Genomic DNA, 17,065 nt, shown 5'->3' on the forward strand with positions numbered 1-17,065 from the left:
GCGGTACATTGGATTCGTGCCAATAACTAATGAACGTATGGTCTGGATCGACTGCGAAATGACCGGTCTGGACATTGAATCCGATGCCCTCATTGAGGTGGCCGTCCTGGTCACTGACTCCGAGCTGAACATCCTCGGCGACGGCGTAGACGTGGTGATCAAGCCGGACGACGCCGCTTTGTCCCAGATGGGCGACTTCGTGCGCCAGATGCACACCACTTCCAAGCTCCTGGACGAGCTGCCGAACGGTATTTCGATGGCTGAGGCCGAGGCCGCGGTTATCGAATACATCACCAAGTGGGTGCCGGAACCCAAAAAGGCGCAGCTGGCCGGCAATTCCGTAGGCACGGACAAGATGTTCCTCGCCCGCGACATGCCCGAGGTCATCAATTACCTCCACTACCGGATAATCGATGTCTCCACCATCAAGGAACTGGCGCGGCGCTGGTACCCGCGCGCCTATTTCCAGGCCCCGGCCAAGAACGGCGGCCACCGGGCACTGGGCGATATCCGCGATTCCATCAACGAGCTGCGCTACTACCGCGAGGCAGTTTTCGTGCCCGCTCCGGGGCCGGATTCCGCCACGGCCAAGAAGATCGCCGCGGGAATCGGAAGTTAGCTCCGTCACAAAACCGGCCTCCGGTGCCGGTTGTGTCAGAAGCACTCAAAAAACCGTGTAAGCTTGATTCCGCTGCCTCAGATAAATGAGTCCGCAAGACCACTCGCCTGGACTTCGCGGATGAACGTTTGAGGCACATGGTGGGTATAGCTCAGTTGGCAGAGCGCCTGGTTGTGGTCCAGGAGGTCGCGGGTTCAACCCCCGTTACTCACCCCAATGAGGCTGGCGGTTACAGCTTCGAAAGGCCGCCTCGGATGATTCCGGGGCGGCCTTTCCTGTGTGTGTTTGACTGTTAGCCTCAGGGGCGATCACTGCCGCTGCGGGCACAGCCCGGCAACAACCCCTACGCCTACGCGTGGCTTATCAATGAGGAGGCGCCGCCTTGGAGCGCAGACTGTTCGAAGAGGACCATGAGCTGTTCCGGGAAGTCGTCCGGGAATTCGACGCCCGCGAAGTCGCCCCCGGGTATGCGGACTGGGACGCCGCGCACATGATGCCGCGCCGGCTGTGGAAGGCTGCCGGCGAGCAGGGCCTGCTCGGCCTGGCTGTCCCCGAGGAGTTCGGCGGGGCGGGCATGCCGGATTACCGCTTCCGCGCGGTGATGGACGAGGAATTCGCCCGTGCCAACCATCTCGCCGTCGGCCTGGCCTTCCACCTGCATGACGACATGGTCCTCCCCCACCTGCTCGCCTACGGCTCCGATGAACTGAAGGAACGCTGGCTGCCGGGCATGGTCTCCGGGGACAAGGTCACCTCCGTCGCCTGGACCGAACCCGGCGCGGGCAGCGACCTGCGCGGCATCCGCACCAAGGCTGTACGCACCGACGACGGCGGCTGGCGCATCAGCGGCCAGAAGACGTTCATCGGCAACGGCATCAGCGGAGACGCCTCCCTGGTCCTGGCCCGCACTGACGGCGGGACGGGCCGCGGGCAGCGGGACTCCTTCAGCATGTTCATGGTGGAGAAAACCGAGGGTTACAGCACCGGCCGGCAGCTGGACAAAATGGGCCTGAAGGCCTCGGACACCGCCGAGCTGTTCTTCGATGATGTGTTCGTCCCGTCGGTGAACCTCGTGGGCGAGGTCGGCCGCGGCCTGGAATACGCCGAAGGGCAGCTGCCGCAGGGCAGGCTGGCCATTGCCGTTGCCTCCTCCGCAGTTGCGCGCCGGATTTTCGAAGCCACGGTGGAGTACACCAAGGAGCGCAACGCCTTCGGGGAGCGGATCGCCGACTTCCAGAACAGCCGGTTTGCCCTCGCCGACATCGAAACCGAAGTCGAAGCCACCGAAGCGTACGTGGATTCCGCCGTCACCGCCTTCAACGAAGGCAAGCTGGATGCCGTTTCTGCCGCCAAGGCCAAGCTCTGGGCCAGTGAGCGGGCCAAGTCCATTACGGACCGGTGCCTGCAGCTGCACGGCGGCTACGGCTACATCCTCGAATACCCGGTGGCCCAGGCGTTCCTGGCTGCCCGCCTGCTGACCATCTTCGGCGGCACCAGCGAAATCATGCGGGAAGTCATCGGACGCGGCATCGTCCGCTAGCACCGCCGCGGCCCCGGCCGCCCTCCCCCATCCAGACGAAAGAAAGACAGCAATGACCGTACGTCCCATCGTTATCCACGGCGAACCCGTACTGCACCGCCGGGCGTTGCCGGTGGAGGAGTTCAACGACGAACTGCGCACCCTCGTCGCGGACATGTACGAGACCATGGATGTCGCCAACGGCGTGGGCCTGGCCGCCCCGCAGGTGGGCGTGGGCCTGCGCCTGTTCACGTTCGCCTATGAGAACGACGACGACGCTCCCGACCGCGGCGTGCTCATCAATCCGGTGCTGATCACTTCCAAGGTTCCCGGCGCGGCGCCGGACCCGGACGAAACCTCCGAGGGCTGCCTCTCCGTTCCCGGTGAGAACTTCCCGGTGAACCGGGCGGAATGGGTCAAGGTATCCGGTTTCGACGAAAACGGTACCCCGGTCGAGTTCGAGGCGACGGACTGGTTTGCCCGTGTGATCCAGCACGAGTATGACCATCTGGACGGCAAGCTCTACGTGGACCGGCTCAACGACCGCTGGAGCCGCAAGGCCCGAAAGGTCATCAAGGCCCAGGGCTGGACCGTCCCCGGCCACAGCTGGATGCCGGGCGTGGATCCGGACCCGTTCGGCCACTAGGGCGGACAGCAACGCAGGAGGGCCCGCAGGATATCCTGCGGGCCCTCCTGCGTCAGCGGTCGGTCCTAGCCGGCGATCGAGGCCAGGGACTGTGCCAAGGGAAATGCCGGCGGATTCACGTGCGCCATCTCCTCCAGCACCCGGACCACCTGGCAGCTGTAGCCGAACTCGTTGTCATACCAGACGTACAGCACCAGGTTTGTGCCGTTGGAAATGGTGGCCAGGCCGTCCACGATCCCGGCCCGCTTGGAACCGACGAAGTCGCTGGAGACCACCTCGGGGGAATCGATGTAGTCGATCTGCTTGTGCAGCGGCGAGTTCAGCGACGTCTCCCGCAGGTAGGCGTTGACCTCTTCCTTGTCCGTGGCCGTTTCGAGGTTCAGGTTCAGGATGGCCATGGACACATCGGGGGTGGGCACCCGGATGGCGTTGCCGCTGAGCTTGCCGGCCAGTTCGGGCAGCGCCTTGGCCACGGCCTTGGCGGCCCCGGTTTCGGTGATGACCATGTTCAGCGCAGCGGAGCGGCCGCGCCGGTCCCCGTTGTGGAAGTTGTCGATCAGGTTCTGGTCATTAGTGAACGAGTGCACCGTTTCCACGTGCCCGTTTACAATTCCGTACTTGTCATTGAGGACCTTCAGCACCGGGGTAATCGCATTGGTGGTGCAGGAGGCGGCAGTGATAATCCGGTCTTCGTCCGTAATGGCGCCGTGGTTGATGCCGTGCACAATGTTCTTCAGGTTTCCCTTGCCCGGCGCGGTCAGCAGGACGCGGGACACGCCCTTGGCGGCCAGATGCTGCGAGAGTCCTTCTTCGTCCCGCCAGCGTCCGGTGTTGTCCACCACCACGGCATCATTGATGCCGTAGGAGGTGTAATCCACGGCTGAGGGATCGTTGGAGTAGATCACCTGGATGAGAGTGCCGTTGGCCAGGATGGTGTTGTTGTCCTCATCCACGGTGATGGTGCCGTTGAAGGCCCCGTGCACGGAATCGCGGCGCAGCAGGCTGGCACGCTTGATGAGGTCGTTGTCGGAGCCTTTCCGCACCACGATGGCACGCAGGCGAAGGCCCTGCCCGCCGCCGGCCTTTTCCACCAGGATGCGGGCGAGCAGGCGCCCGATGCGGCCAAAGCCGTATAGGACGACGTCGGTGCTGGTGCGTTCATCGGCACCCCGCTTGCCGGCGACGTCGGCCAGTTCGGCCCGCAGGAACTCGTGCAGGTCCCCGCCCTTCTCCTTGTACTTGTTGCCCATCCGCGCGAGGTCAACGGAAGCGGCTCCGAGTTCCAGCTCGGTCAGGGCTTTGAGCAGCGGATAGGTTTCCGAGACGGGCAGCTCCGCTTCGTCGATCTGGCGCGCAAACCGGTGCGCCTTCAGGATCTCGATCACCGATTTGTTCACCAGCGGACGTCCGTACACCGAGGTCACTACGCTGTTTTCCCGGTAGAGCCGTCCGATCAGCGGGATCATGGCCTCGGCGAGGGCTTCCCGGTCCATCCAAGTGTCAAGGCACGTATCGGAGTTGGAACTCACAGATCTTCACATCCTTTTCTCAGCCGGCACTGCGTTGTGCCGGTTGGCAGTAATGCCTCTAAGTGTATTAGGACACATCGCACCGGCCGGACGCCTCCCGGAGACGTTCGTCACACTCAGGAGGGGCGGAGCCGGGACGCTTCCTGGCCGGCCGGTTTCCCCGCCGTGCCCTCCGGTTCCAGGTCCTCGAGGTCCCGGACCCGGCGCAGCGGCCCCAGGGCCGCGGCGAGCGGCGCGAGGGCGGCCACCAGGATGCCGGTCAATATGGCACCCCGGATGCCTACCAGCTCCACGAGGATGCCGGCGGCGAACGCCGCCAAAGCCAGCATTCCCCAAGTGATCATCCGCTGGGCGGACCCAAGCCGTCCGAGCATCTGCGGCGGGCATGCCCGCTGCCGGAACGTGGTGGACACAACGATGTTCAGGGAAATGGCGAACCCCGCCACAAAGAGGCCGATGAAGCCGGCAGTCATTCCCCATCCAGGTGAAATCAGCAGCAGGCTGGCGTAACCGGCCACGGCCGGGAACATGGAATACCGCCACACCCGGCCCGAGCCGACGCGTGAGGCTATCCGTTTGACGGACAGTCCGCCCAGGGTGCCGCCCACCGCCGTGGCCGCAGTCAGCAGGCCCAGCATGCCCGGCGTCTCCCCCAGGGACCGGATCACCAGAAGGACCAGCAACGAGACCACGATGTTTCCGCCCAGGTTCCACAGCGCCCCCGTCACAAGGAGCATGCGCAGCGGCAGCGTACTGAAGACATAACGCACGCCCTCCCCCATGTCCCGGAGCACCCGCCGGTCCTTCGGCCGGTCGGGCCGGGGTTCACGGATGTCCAGGCGCAGGATGGCAGCCAGTGAGCCCAGGGAGGCCGCAACCTGCAGCAGGAGGGCATTGGAAGCGCCCCACGCGCCGGTGACCCAGCCGCCCAGGGCCCGCCCGCCGGCGTCGCCGAAGGCACCCGAACCGGTCATCAGTCCGTTGCCCTCGACCAGTTCTTCCCGGGCCACGGCGCTGGGAACCAGTGCCTGCTCAGCGAGGGTGAAAAACACTGCGGCAAGCCCGGCGCCGAAAGAAACGGCGAAAAGCTGGACCACGGTCAGCAGGTCCAGCCACCAGGCCACGGGCAGGCTGGCCAGGAGCAGTGTCCTGACAGCGAGGGAGGCCACAATAATGGGCCGGCGCCGGTACCGGTCCACCAGCACTCCTATGGGCAAACCGAAGAGCAGCCAGGGCAGGAAAGTCATGCCCGCAAGGACCGCTACGGTGAAATTCGACGCGTCCAGTTCAGTCACCGCAATAACGGGCAGGGCAACGCTGGTTACGGCACCGCCGAAAATTCCGGCAGTCGAAGAAATCCACAACCTCCGGAAATTGGCGTTGCGGATAACCAAAGGTTTCCGGGCTGCCTCGGTTTGGGACATTGCCACAGAATAGCCCAGCGCCCGATTAATCCAACCCGTTGCGGCCCAAACCGAATCCAATTGCAGGAAACCCCGGCAAAAGGTGCGCCATTGTTGAGCACTTAAGCGGTTTCCCGGGCGGCCCGGGGAAATGCGGGCGGGGGTGGACGGGTTGGCCGATAAGCCGGGTTTTGTGCGTCCGGTCCGTTACCGGGCCGGACGGAGCAATCATCCATCTAGGGCCGCCGTTGCCGGCGGCCTCAAGCGGCCTACCCGGACACATCGGGCGGGCAGCCCTCAAACGTGTCCTGTATGGCCTTGCTCCGGGTGGGGTTTACCTAGCCGTCCCGGTCACCCGGGACGCTGGTGGTCTCTTACACCGCCTTTTCACCCTTACCTGCGGACCGGCAAAACCGGTCTGCGGGCGGTTTGTTTTCTGTGGCACTGGCCTGCGGGTTTCCCCGAGTGGGCGTTACCCACCACCCTGCCCTGCGGAGCCCGGACTTTCCTCGGCGGCAGCGGCGTCCCGAAGGCAGCCGCACCGACGCGATTGCCTGGCCAACCCGTCCACGGTCAACTCTACCGTCCCCGCGGACCCGACCCGGACCCGCCGCCCGGCTCGCGTAGGATTAACCGGTGCTGATTCTGCTCCCGCCCTCCGAAGGCAAAACTCCGGCGCCGGCCGGTCCGGCCCTGGACCTGTCGCGCCTGCACTTTCCTCTGCTGTCCGAACCGCGCGGACTGGTCCTGAAAGCACTGGCCGAAACCAGCCGGTCCGATGCGGCGCTGGAAGTGCTGGGAGTCGGTGCCACCTTGGCCGCGGAAGTGCAGCGCAATACCGTGCTGGCGGAGCAGCCGTGCGCGCCCGCGCACCGGGTGTACACCGGTGTTCTGTACGACGCCCTGGGCTATGCCTCGCTGCCGGCAGCATCGCAGCGCCGGGCAGATGACGCAGTGCTGGTGATGTCGGCTCTGTGGGGCGCCCTGGGCTTCGCCGATCCCATTCCGGCCTACCGGCTGTCCATGTCCGTCCGGCTGCCGGAAACGGGCCGCCTGGCCGCGTTCTGGAAACAGCATCTGACCGGGCCCCTGGACGAATACGCCGGGACTTCACTGGTGGTGGACTGCCGGTCCAGTACCTACGCCGCGGCCTGGGCGCCGGATCCGCAGCGCACCGCTGCGGTGAACGTGTTCCAGATCCGGGACGGCAAACGCAAAGTGGTCTCGCATTTCGCCAAGCACACCCGCGGCGAGCTGGCCCGGCACCTGCTGGTGCGTCAGGGGGCCGAGCCGGCCACGCCGCAGGAGCTGCTGGCGGCCGCCGCTGAGAAGTGGGAGGCCGAGCTGGTGGCTCCGGCAGGCCGGAAGCCCTATCAGCTCAACATCATCCTGCCCGAGCAGTAACTACTGCCGCGCAGCGACCAGTTCGACTTCGAAGCCCTCATCGTTTTCGAGGTAGGCGGCATAGTGGTCCGGCCCGCCGGCGTGCGGATGCCGGTCAGCGAAAAGCATGCTCCACCCGTGGCTCGCAGCGCGGCGGGCCAGCAGCTCGACGTCGGCCTCGGTGCCTGCGGCGAACGCGAGGTGGTTCAGGCCCGGACGGCGCCGGGAGTACGGGCCGCGCTCGACGTCGGGACCAGACTCCAGCACTATGTAGCCGTCCGCTCCCTGCCAGCTGGCTCCGGTGTCCCAGGTGTCCTTGCGGACGTAGCCGAGCCGCTCCAGCAGCCAGCCCAGCGACTTTTCGGCGGCCGGGAAGTCGTTGACCCAAACCTCCGCGTGATGCAGCCGTCCCTTGGGGGCCGGCGCCGGGGCAGGTTCCTGGGCGGCTACAGATTCCTGGGCGGCTGCCGTGTCCGGGGCGGCTGCCGGTGCCTGACCGGCCGCCATAACCGAGTCTGCCCGCGGTTTCCACGGCACGCCGGCAGTACCGGCATCCATGGCCTCATTGGAGAGCCGGTCCGCGTCCTTGTTCAACTCACGCGGAATCCACTGGTACTTCACCCGTTGCGGGTTCACTATGGAGCGGGCTTTCGCCGCCAGCTTCTGCATGTCGGCGTGCTTGATCTTCCAGCGGCCGCTCATCTGCTCCACAACGAGCTTGGAGTCCATCTTGGCCAGGATCCAGCAGTCGGGATCAATCCCGTGGGCCAGCTCCAACGCCGCTATGAGGCCGGAATACTCGGCCACGTTGTTGGACACCCGGCCCACGTATTCGGCTTTCTCGGCGAGGATGCGGCCGGTGTCCGGGTCCCGTACGAGCGCGCCGTAACCGGCAATCCCGGGGTTGCCCCGGGAGCCGCCGTCGGCTTCCACAATCAGGGTGCGGCGCTGGCCGCCGGCCGGGGTGCGGGCAGCCGTGGACTGCGCGCCGGAGTCGGGCTCCGGGTCAAACAGTGTCACTGCTCAGCTGCTCCACTCGTCCGAGCGGACCAGGATGCACCCGGAGTCGGGGCAGAACACGATGTCATCCGCGGCTGCCTTGCGGATGTCCGCGAGGTCGCCCGGGCTGAGCTGCATGCCCGACCCCTCGGAGGTGCCGTGGAACAGCCGGGCCGCGCCGATGCCGTGCTTGGACAGGGTCTTTTCATAAACGGCAAGCAGGGCCGGCTCGAAGGTGTCGGCCAGTTCTTCGCGGCGTGCTTGTGCGTCGGCGCTGTCCGCCTCGATCACGGCGAGTTCGGCGTCGCGCTTTTCCTCGAGCTCACGGCGCTTGGCGTGCAGTTCCTCCAGCGCGGTTCCGGCCTCGCCCTGCCGCGTGCGGGCGGCTTCGAGCCGTTCCATCACGTCCAGCTCCACGTCTTCAAGATCGGAGCGGCGCCGCTCAAGCGAGACGATTTCGGCCTGCAGGGCCGTCAGTTCCTTGGAACCGCCCTTACCGCTGTCCAGGTGCTGCTGGTCGCGGGTCATCCGGGCCACTACGGATGCGACGTCGGCTTCGGCGCGCGTGAGCTCGCGTTCAATGTCGGCCACCTCGGTGCCGGCGGACACGCGTGCCTTTTCGGCGGCAGCAACGGAATCGGCCAGGGAAGCGATCTCGGGATTGTTGCTAACGTTGCGGACCTGGTTGCGCAGGGCCTTGAGCCTGCTGTCCAGGGCCTGCAGATCCAGCAGCCTCAGCTGCTCCGCGGGCGATGCTTTTGCCACCGAAAACCTCCGTGTATATCCGGACCTGCCTGGCCCGGCTCTCCTAAGCCTATGCCACCGCGCGGCATCACTTCAGCCCGGGTGTCAGTACAAAGTCCCACGGATCGGTGTTCACGCCGCTGACCCGCACCTCAGCAGTGAAGCCCTGGTCATTCAGGACGTTCTCCAGCGCCGCGGCGGCGGGGGTAAGCCACAGCCACTCACTGCCGAAATGCGAGACGTCTATAAGGTAAGGCCGGCCGTTGCCGCCTAGGGCACGCTCGCGCAGTTCCGACGCCGGGTGGTGTCGGAGGTCGGCCGTGACGTACACGTCGGCACGCTCGGAGCGCACGGCGTCGAACAGGCTGTCCCCGGCGCCGCCGCACACGGCTACCCGGCGGACCAGGCCGTCGGCGTCCCCTGCCACACGGACCCCGCCTGCAACGGCAGGCAGGAGGCCGAACACCAGCTTAGCGAAGTCAGCGAGGCTGAGCACCTCGGGCAGTTCACCGACGCGGCCTATCCCCTCTTCGGGCAGCCCCTCGGCAGCCGGGACCAGCGGAGAAACGTTTCGGAGCCCGAAGGCGTCTGCAAGCACATCGGACACACCGCCCACCGCGCTGTCACCGTTGGTATGCACGGTCAGCAGGGCGCAGCCGCCCTCGATCAGCCGGTGCACAGCCTCACCCTTGAAGCTGGAGGCGGCCACGGAATTCACCGGCTTCAGCAGCAGCGGGTGATGGGTGAGCAGCAGGTCGGCCCCCCATTCCAGGGCCTCGTCAATGACCTCCCGGGTGGGATCCACCGCAAACAGGACCTTGCGGACCTCCCTATCGGCCCGGCCTGCCACCAATCCCGGGGCATCCCAGTTCTCTGCCAGCGATTCGGGCCATAGTTCTTCGGCCGCCAGCAGGACGTCCCCCAGCGTGGGAACATCGGCTTCGGGTGCCTGGTGGCCGGCAGTATCTGCGCCGGCGCGCTCGTGGGGGTGCTCCGCTTCCATACGTTTAGTTCTACCCCGATGCCCTGCCCCGCTCAATTCCGCCGCACCTGCCGTGACGCAGGGAACACTGTGCGTCCGGGCCGGCAAAGCGCCCGTCGGCGGTCCGCGGGAATCAAAGCGGGCCCGGACGCATTGTTAAGGACATGAAGACGTACGTACTTGGCGGAGGCTGCTTCTGGTGCCTCGACGCCCTATACCGCAAGGTCCGCGGTGTCACCGATGTGGTGTCCGGCTACACCGGCGGCGCACTGCCCGACCCCGACTACGACAGCGTATGCTCCGGCACCACCGGCCATGCAGAAGTGGTGGCCGTGACCTTCGACGAGGATGTCATTCCCGGCGAGATCATTCTGGACATGTTCTTCTCCCAGCACGATCCGACCACCTTGAACCGCCAGGGCTACGACGTCGGCACCCAGTACCGCTCGTCGATGTTCTACCGCGACGAGGACCAGCGCAAGGAATTCGAAGCTTCGCTGGAACGTGCACAGGAGAACTGGAAGGACCCCATCGTCACGGAAATCGTGCCGCTGCCGCGGTTCTACCCGGCGGAGGACTTCCACCAGGATTTCTACGCCAAGCACCCGGGTACCGGGTACTGCCAGGTGATTATCAACCCGAAGCTGGGCAAGGCACGCAAGTATTACTCCGGGTGGCTGCAGGATTAAGCGCGGCCATCGGCGCCGATAGGCTGGAACGGGCAAATGTCCGTCCGGCATTGTTCGATGAATTTTGAGGAATTGAGGAAAACATGGCTCGTATATATGACGATGTGACCCAGCTTGTGGGCGGGACTCCGCTGGTCCGGCTGAACCGGCTCGCGGCCGGCCTCCCGGCCCAGGTGGCTGTGAAGCTTGAGTTCTACAACCCCGCCAACAGTGTCAAGGACCGCATCGGCGTGGCCATTGTGGATGCCGCTGAGAAGGCCGGCGCCCTGAAGCCGGGCGGCACCATTGTGGAGGGCACCTCCGGCAACACCGGCATTGCCCTGGCCATGGTCGGCGCTGCCCGCGGTTACCGGGTCATCCTGACCATGCCCGAGACCATGTCGACCGAGCGCCGCGTCATGCTGCGCGCCTACGGAGCCGAGATTGTCCTGACCCCCGGTGCCGAAGGCATGCGCGGAGCGGTGGACAAGGCCAAGGAAATTGTTGCCACCACCGAGAACGCCATCTGGGCGCAGCAGTTCGCCAATGAAGCCAACCCCGCCATGCACCGCGCCACCACGGCCGAGGAAATCTGGGAAGATACCGACGGCAAGGTGGACATCTTTGTAGCCGGCATCGGCACCGGCGGCACCATCACCGGCGTCGGACAGGTCCTGAAGAAGCGCAAGCCGGGCGTGCAGATCGTGGCCGTGGAGCCCAAGGACTCCGCCATCCTCAACGGCGGCTCCCCCGGACCGCACAAGATCCAGGGCATTGGCGCGAACTTCGTACCTGAGATCCTCGACACCACCGTCTACGACGAGGTGTTCGACGCCTCCATCGAGGACTCCGTTGCTACTGCCCGTGCTCTGGGCACCCAGGAAGGCATTCTGGGCGGTATTTCTTCCGGTGCGATTGTGTGGGCCGCCCTGGAACTCGCCAAGCGCGAAGAGAACGCCGGTAAGCTGATTGTTGCCACCGTCTGCGACTTCGGAGAGCGTTACATCTCCACAGTCCTCTACGACGACATCCGCGGCTAGTACCGCGTACCGCCCCCGGCGGGGCGGTACCCCCGAGCAGAAAGCCCTCTGTGAGTCTGTTAGCCCGACTACGCGAAGACCTCGACGCCGCCGCATCGCATGATCCGGCGGCCAGGGGTTCGCTCGAAAACCTCGTTGTATATTCCGGCCTGCACGCCATCTGGATGCACCGGCTGACCCACCGCATGTGGGCCCGGCCCGGGCTTCGCTTCCCGGCACGGGTGCTGTCGCAGCTGGCACGGTTTGCCACCGGCATCGAGATCCACCCCGGTGCCACCGTGGGCCGCAGGTTCTTCATTGACCACGGCATGGGAGTGGTGATCGGCGAGACCGCCGAAATCGGAGATGATGTGATGCTCTACCACGGGGTCACCCTGGGCGGCCGGTCACTGGCCAAGGTCAAGCGGCACCCGACCATCGGCGACGGTGTCACCGTTGGGGCAGGTGCGAAGATCCTGGGTCCGGTGACCATCGGAGCCAACAGTGCCGTGGGTGCCAACGCCGTTGTGGTCAAGGATGCGCCGGCGGATTCAATCATCACCGGCATCCCGGCCAAGTGGCGCCACCGGGACACCAAAATGACGCAGCCGGCCGTCGACCCGGCGGAATACGTGGATCCGGCCATCTACATCTAAGCCGTAAGTTCCGGAACAGGTCAGGTCCGGGACAAAGAGAAGGCCCGCAGCATTGCTGCGGGCCTTCTGCGTTTAATCAGGTTCCTGCTGCTAGTGCGTGTCTACTGCTTCGACCTCGGCGCGGTCCTCGCCCCACATGGTGTGGAAGGTGCCCTCGGTGTCTACCCGGTGGTAGGTGTGCGCACCGAACAGGTCCCGCAGCCCCTGTGTCAGCGCCGCCGGCAGGCGCTTGCGGCGCAGGCCGTCGTAGTAGGCCAGGGAGGAGGAGAACACCGGCACCGGAATGCCCAGCTGCACGGCTACGGAAACCACGCGGCGCCAGGCCGGAACGGCGGCGGCAATGGACTCCGCGAAGGCCGGAGCGAACAGCAGGTTGGCCGGAGCCTCACCGTCGGCGTAGGCCTTCATGATGTCATCGAGCAGTTCGGCACGGATGATGCAGCCGGCACGCCACAGCGAGGCGATTTCGTCCAGCTTCAAGTCCCAGCCGTATTCCTTGGCAGCGGCGCCCAGCATGTCGATGCCCTGGGCGTAGCTGACCAGCTTGGAGGCGTAGAGCGCCTGCCGGACATCTTCCACAAACGTGTCGGGGAGCTCGACGGCGGATTCCCGGCCTTCAAGCGTTCCCTGCGCGATGGCGCGCTGGTCGCGCTGGGAAGACAGGGCCCGCGCAAAGACTGACTCGGCGATGGCGGAGACCGGTGAACCCAGGTCCAGGCCGGAGACCACGGTCCAGCGGCCGGTGCCCTTCTGTCCCGCGGAATCCACCACTACGTCCACGAACGGCTTGCCCGTTTTCGCATCGACGTGGCCGAGGACCTCGGCGGTGATCTCGATCAGGAAGGAGCTCAGCTGCCCGGTGTTCCATTCGGTGAAGATCTTGGCCTGCTCGGCGGGTTCAATCCCGGCGGCCGAACGCAGAAGGTCGTAAGCCTCGCCGATTACCTGCATGTCGGCATACTCAATGCCGTTGTGGACCATCTTCACGAAGTGGCCGGCGCCGTCGGTGCCGATCCAGGTGCAGCATGGTTCGCCGTCGTACTTCGCGGCGATCTTTTCCAGCATGGGGCCCAGGGAATCGTAGGACTCGCGGGAGCCGCCGGGCATGATGGACGGGCCCAGGAGGGCACCTTCCTCGCCACCGGAAACGCCGACGCCCACGAAGTGCAGGTCCTTTTCGGCCAGGGCTGCCTCGCGGCGGCGGGTGTCCTCATAGTGCGAGTTGCCGGCGTCGATCACAATGTCGCCCGGCTCCAGCAGGGGCACCAGCTGGTCAATAACGGAGTCCACGGGCCCGCCGGCCTTGACCATGATCAGTACCCGGCGCGGCTTCTCCAGGTTGTCCACCAGTTCCTGCAGTGACTCGGTGCGGATAAAGTCGCCTTCATCGCCGTGCGCTGCCAGCAGGGCATCGGTTTTTTCGATGGAACGGTTGTGCAGGGCCACCGTGTAACCGTTGCGGGCGAGATTGCGGGCAAGGTTAGCGCCCATGACGGCAAGGCCGGTTACACCAATTTGTGCACTCAAGTTCTCTCCAAGGATCTTTCGGGTGCCCAGCGGGCACGGGGCCGGCGCGGGCTGACCTGCGCCGTGTTCAGGCTCCAGCCTATGCTTCTTGGCCGCCTTGCCGCCACATGGTGCCCGACGCGCCGCTAACGCCGGTAGCCGTTGATCACCGAGGCAGCCCCCTCGACAACGTCTATCCCGGCGTCAAGCGTCGAATTGCGGGAACTGAGCACAACAATGCTGTAGTCCTTATCCCAGCCGCGCACGATACCGGCGCTGCCGACGTTCCACACGGCGTCGTCGTCCTGCAGCCAGCCGTTCTTCAGCGCCACCTGGGCCTCATCGGTTCCGGCACTGACTCCCCAGCTCTGCTCCGGGCACACGTTTTCCATCAGGGACACCGCAAAGGCCAGCAGGTCCGGGTCCAGCCAGTCGGCGCCGCAGGCGGCGGTCCGGATGATCCTCAACTGGTCCTCAACGCTGGTTTCGGTGGCACCCCATGTCTCTCCCGCTTCGGTGTCCCGGACGCCGATCAGTTCATAGGTGCGGTTCAGTTCGGGCCGTCCGCCCAGCATGCCGTACAGCGCCGTGGTGGCATCGTTGTCGCTGTACTCGATCATCTGCACCGCCAGCGCCTCCTCCTCCTCGGTGAAGCTGCGCTGTTCTTCGCTGGCTTCGCGGACCAGGGTCAGGAGGATGGGTACCTTTACGAGGCTGGCTTCGAGGTAACGGGCTTCGGGGTTGTAGCTCCAGGACTCACCGGTACCGTTGTCCAGCACCGCCACGGAGATATCCGCGTCCCGCTCCTCTGCCAGCTGGTCGAGGGCCGCAGACAGGGCCGCAGCGTCGGCGGATTCGGGCTGACCCGCCGGAGCCGCCGCCGCGGCCGGCGGGGGCACTACAGCCGGAGCGTTTGCCCCGGTAGCCGGGTGTCCGGCGCAGCCTGCGGCGGACAGCAGAATCAGTACAACCGCCGCTGCGCCCGCGAAGGAGTTCGCCTTTGCCGCCATTCCACCACCTCTTCCGCCTGCGTGAACCGTTCCGCGGACCCTCACGGGGCCGGGGATCCTACCTAACCAGATGTAGCACCGGAGTTTTAAAGTTTCCTGAGTTGTGCCCCGTGATGCTGCACGGGGCGCGCCGCCGGCGGGGAGGGTCAACTTAACGCAAAAAACCGCCGTTGTCCTCCGCAATTTCTGCGAAAGGCAACGGCGGCCGCTTGGTGGGTCCTACCGGGATCGAACCGATGACATCCACGGTGTAAACGTGGCGCTCTACCAGCTGAGCTAAAGACCCTCAAGAGGTGCTGCCGGTCCGGGAGGATTCCCCCGCGGGCCCTGCATCACGAGGAATTACATTACCGCAAGATCCGGACGCTGCCTAATCGGCGATTCCGGAGGAGGGCTGTTCCGGTGCGGTCCCGGCCGGCGGCAGGTCCGGAAGGTTTTGGGCGAGCCAGGTCAGGGCAGTGCTCACACCCATGTCGATCTTCAGGTCGGCCAGCGGGTCCCCCCGTGTCGTGCCCCGGTTAACGATCACCACGGGTTTGCCGGCCTTCGCGGCGTAACGGACAAAGCGCAGTCCGCTCATCACTGTCAGGGACGAGCCGGCAACGAGCAGCGCACCGGCCGCGTCCACCACTGCAAACGCCTCGGCCACCCGGTCCTTGGGTACGTTCTCCCCGAAGTACACAAAGTCCGGCTTGAGCATCCCGCCACAGACCGGGCAGTCTGCCACGACAAAGTCATCCGTATCGGCAATCTCGGCGTCGGCGTCAGGAGCAATTCCGCCGTCCGACCGTACCCGCTCGAGGTACCCCGGATTCAGTTCCTGCAGCAGTACCGCCACGTCGGCGCGGGAGAACTCGGTGCGGCAGTTCAAACACACCACCCGGTCATAGCGGCCGTGCAGGTCAATGACATTCTCGCTGCCGGCATCGGTATGCAGCCGGTCCACATTCTGGGTAATCAAGCCCGAGAGCAGGCCCCGGCGCTCGAGCCGGACCACGGCGGCATGCCCGGGATTCGGCACCGCATGGCGCAGGTGGTGCCAACCGATATGGTTTCGCGCCCAGTATCTCCGGCGGAGGTCCGGGTCGCCTACAAACTGCTGGTAGGTCATGGGATTCCGCGGCGGGGCGTCCGGGCCGCGGTAGTCCGGGATGCCGGAATCGGTACTGAGGCCGGCGCCGGTCAGCAGGGCAATGCGCCGTCCGCCGAGATAGCCGGCAGCGCGTTCCAGCTGCCGCTCTTCTTCCGCGCTGGGCTCAGGCACCGCTTCGAGCGCGCTGCCGCTGGCGAAACCGGTCAGCCCCAGCCCGGGGCGGGGTTCTTCCTCACGCTGTACGCTCACAGTGCCTCCAGGGCGTTCCGGTACTGCTGAAGCGGGCGCTCTTCACCCGGCGCGGAACGGATGAGCGCCTTAACGCTGCCCGATCCGTCAATCACAAAGCTGGCACGTTCTGCCAGGCCCTGCGCATCATTAAAGGCTCCGTAAGACCGCGCGGTGGCGCCGTGGGGCCAGAAATCCGAAAGCAGGTCGAACTCGAAACCCTCCTGTTCAGCCCAGGCACGCAGGGTATATCTCGAATCACACGAGATCGCCAGCAGCCGAACATCCGCATCTTCAAACTGTGCCCGCTCGCCCTGCAGCGCTGCCAGCTCACCGCGGCACACCCGGGAGAAAGCAAACGGGAAGAACACCACCACGACGCCGGAACCCCGAAGGCCGGTGAGGCTCACCTGCTCGCCGAACTGGTTCGGGAGAATGAAATCCGGAGCCGCAGCACCTACCCGGGGCAGGCCTGCGAGCTTCGTCACTTCTTGCGTCGGCTCACCAGGCGGGTGGCGGCCCAGTCCTCGCATACCGCGGGGGACGTGGTCACGTGCAGGCCCGCAGTGGGTGCGGCTTCCTCGATGTCTGCCGGCGGTACGTAGCCCTCCCGGCCGGACTTGGGGGTCAGGACCCAGACCACGCCGCCGTCGTCGAGGGTTGTCAGTGAGTCAACCAGCGCGTCCACAAGGTCGCCGTCGTCTGACCGCCACCACAGGACAACACCGTCCACTACGTCGTGGTCATCTTCGGTGAGCAGCTCGCCCCCGATGAGGTCCTCGAGGTTTTCGCGGAAATCGAAATCCACGTCCTCGTCGTAGCCGAACTCCTGAACCAGGTCCCCGTCCTTGAAACCCAATCTGCTCGCCACGTTTTCCTCAGTGACGGCTTCGGCCTCGCTCACTTCACTCCTCCTGGTTGACTGCATAAATACAAGGGAATCACACATTTGCCGGATTCGCGCGGTCTAAGAGTCAACGAAACACCGAAATACGGCAGCGGACAAGGCCCGGAGGCGGGTACGCCTTCAGCGATGCGGCCCAAGGCAGGCTACGCAACAT

The 17,065-nt window shown here is 65.5% G+C and carries 17 protein-coding genes, 2 tRNA genes and 1 other RNA gene; 8 read left to right on the forward strand and 12 right to left on the reverse strand.

The annotated features are described in order from the left end of the window. The first annotated feature begins 16 nt into the window (after positions 1-16). The 4 genes from orn to def all read left to right on the forward strand — a co-directional run bounded on the left by orn (position 17) and on the right by def (position 2,784). Positions 17-619, forward strand: coding sequence for an oligoribonuclease (orn, locus tag QNO06_RS10780; RefSeq protein ID WP_227911663.1), 603 nt, complete (start codon positions 17-19; stop codon positions 617-619). 140 nt (positions 620-759) lie between these two features. Further along, a tRNA-His gene (locus QNO06_RS10785) sits at positions 760-835 on the forward strand. 166 nt (positions 836-1,001) lie between these two features. Further along, positions 1,002-2,159 carry an acyl-CoA dehydrogenase family protein gene (locus QNO06_RS10790; protein ID WP_227911664.1) on the forward strand — a complete coding sequence of 386 codons (1,158 nt, stop codon included), beginning with the start codon at positions 1,002-1,004 and terminating at the stop codon, positions 2,157-2,159. 52 nt (positions 2,160-2,211) lie between these two features. Then, positions 2,212-2,784: a peptide deformylase gene (gene def, locus QNO06_RS10795; RefSeq protein WP_227911665.1), complete on the forward strand. Its 573-nt coding sequence runs from the start codon at positions 2,212-2,214 to the stop codon at positions 2,782-2,784. A 65-nt stretch (positions 2,785-2,849) separates the two neighbouring features. Here def and QNO06_RS10800 read toward each other — a convergent pair whose 3' ends face one another. From QNO06_RS10800 to rnpB, 3 genes are all read right to left on the reverse strand, one after another. Next, positions 2,850-4,313 carry a glyceraldehyde-3-phosphate dehydrogenase gene (locus QNO06_RS10800; protein WP_227911666.1) on the reverse strand — a complete coding sequence of 488 codons (1,464 nt, stop codon included), beginning with the start codon at positions 4,311-4,313 and terminating at the stop codon, positions 2,850-2,852. 116 nt (positions 4,314-4,429) lie between these two features. Beyond that, complete coding sequence (locus QNO06_RS10805) at positions 4,430-5,737, reverse strand: MFS transporter (RefSeq protein WP_227911667.1); 1,308 nt, start codon at positions 5,735-5,737, stop codon at positions 4,430-4,432. 143 nt (positions 5,738-5,880) lie between these two features. Then, positions 5,881-6,282: RNase P RNA component class A (gene rnpB / locus QNO06_RS10810), an RNA gene on the reverse strand. 70 nt (positions 6,283-6,352) lie between these two features. On the opposite strand from rnpB, the gene QNO06_RS10815 reads away from it, so the two are divergent. Beyond that, positions 6,353-7,120 (forward strand): YaaA family protein, encoded by a 768-nt coding sequence (locus QNO06_RS10815; RefSeq protein ID WP_227911668.1) that lies wholly within the window; start codon positions 6,353-6,355, stop codon positions 7,118-7,120. Here the strand turns inward: QNO06_RS10815 and QNO06_RS10820 are convergent, their stop codons facing one another. The 3 genes from QNO06_RS10820 to QNO06_RS10830 form a co-directional block, all read right to left on the reverse strand. After that, a complete protein-coding gene (locus QNO06_RS10820; RefSeq protein WP_331461468.1) occupies positions 7,121-8,119 on the reverse strand; it encodes a reverse transcriptase-like protein in 999 nt (332 codons plus the stop codon). 3 nt (positions 8,120-8,122) lie between these two features. After that, a complete protein-coding gene (locus tag QNO06_RS10825; RefSeq protein WP_227911669.1) occupies positions 8,123-8,863 on the reverse strand; it encodes a zinc ribbon domain-containing protein in 741 nt (246 codons plus the stop codon). Between the two features lie 67 nt (positions 8,864-8,930). Then, complete coding sequence (locus QNO06_RS10830; protein WP_227911670.1) at positions 8,931-9,845, reverse strand: Nif3-like dinuclear metal center hexameric protein; 915 nt, start codon at positions 9,843-9,845, stop codon at positions 8,931-8,933. 143 nt (positions 9,846-9,988) lie between these two features. Between QNO06_RS10830 and msrA the strand changes: the two genes are divergently transcribed. The 3 genes from msrA to epsC all read left to right on the forward strand — a co-directional run bounded on the left by msrA (position 9,989) and on the right by epsC (position 12,167). Further along, positions 9,989-10,513 (forward strand): peptide-methionine (S)-S-oxide reductase MsrA, encoded by a 525-nt coding sequence (gene msrA, locus QNO06_RS10835; protein ID WP_227911671.1) that lies wholly within the window; start codon positions 9,989-9,991, stop codon positions 10,511-10,513. A gap of 83 nt (positions 10,514-10,596) precedes the next feature. After that, positions 10,597-11,532 carry a cysteine synthase A gene (cysK, locus tag QNO06_RS10840; protein ID WP_227911672.1) on the forward strand — a complete coding sequence of 312 codons (936 nt, stop codon included), beginning with the start codon at positions 10,597-10,599 and terminating at the stop codon, positions 11,530-11,532. Positions 11,533-11,582: 50 nt separating this feature from the next. Next, positions 11,583-12,167: a serine O-acetyltransferase EpsC gene (gene epsC / locus QNO06_RS10845; protein ID WP_227911673.1), complete on the forward strand. Its 585-nt coding sequence runs from the start codon at positions 11,583-11,585 to the stop codon at positions 12,165-12,167. 90 nt (positions 12,168-12,257) lie between these two features. On the opposite strand, the gene gnd is transcribed toward epsC, so the two are convergent. From gnd to QNO06_RS10875, 6 genes are all read right to left on the reverse strand, one after another. Next, positions 12,258-13,694, reverse strand: a complete 1,437-nt coding sequence (gnd, locus tag QNO06_RS10850; protein WP_227911674.1) for an NADP-dependent phosphogluconate dehydrogenase — start codon at positions 13,692-13,694, stop codon at positions 12,258-12,260. 125 nt (positions 13,695-13,819) lie between these two features. Continuing rightward, positions 13,820-14,683, reverse strand: a complete 864-nt coding sequence (locus QNO06_RS10855) for a serine hydrolase (RefSeq protein WP_227911675.1) — start codon at positions 14,681-14,683, stop codon at positions 13,820-13,822. Positions 14,684-14,893: 210 nt separating this feature from the next. After that, positions 14,894-14,969, reverse strand: a tRNA-Val gene (locus tag QNO06_RS10860). Positions 14,970-15,053: 84 nt separating this feature from the next. Further along, on the reverse strand, positions 15,054-16,025 hold the full coding sequence (locus QNO06_RS10865) for an NAD-dependent protein deacetylase (RefSeq protein ID WP_227911676.1): 972 nt from the start codon (positions 16,023-16,025) through the stop codon (positions 15,054-15,056). Further along, positions 16,022-16,492: a redoxin domain-containing protein gene (locus tag QNO06_RS10870; RefSeq protein ID WP_227911677.1), complete on the reverse strand. Its 471-nt coding sequence runs from the start codon at positions 16,490-16,492 to the stop codon at positions 16,022-16,024. Before QNO06_RS10870 ends, QNO06_RS10865 begins: the two co-directional genes overlap by 4 nt. Further along, the gene (locus QNO06_RS10875; protein ID WP_227911678.1) at positions 16,489-16,908 is read right to left on the reverse strand and encodes a DUF3052 domain-containing protein; all 420 of its coding nucleotides are present in this window, start codon (positions 16,906-16,908) and stop codon (positions 16,489-16,491) included. The genes QNO06_RS10870 and QNO06_RS10875 overlap by 4 nt, the downstream gene beginning before the upstream one ends. Between the last annotated feature and the right edge of the window lie 157 nt (positions 16,909-17,065).

This window comes from Arthrobacter sp. zg-Y20 (assembly GCF_030142075.1).
Classification (GTDB): Bacteria; Actinomycetota; Actinomycetes; order Actinomycetales; family Micrococcaceae; genus Arthrobacter_B.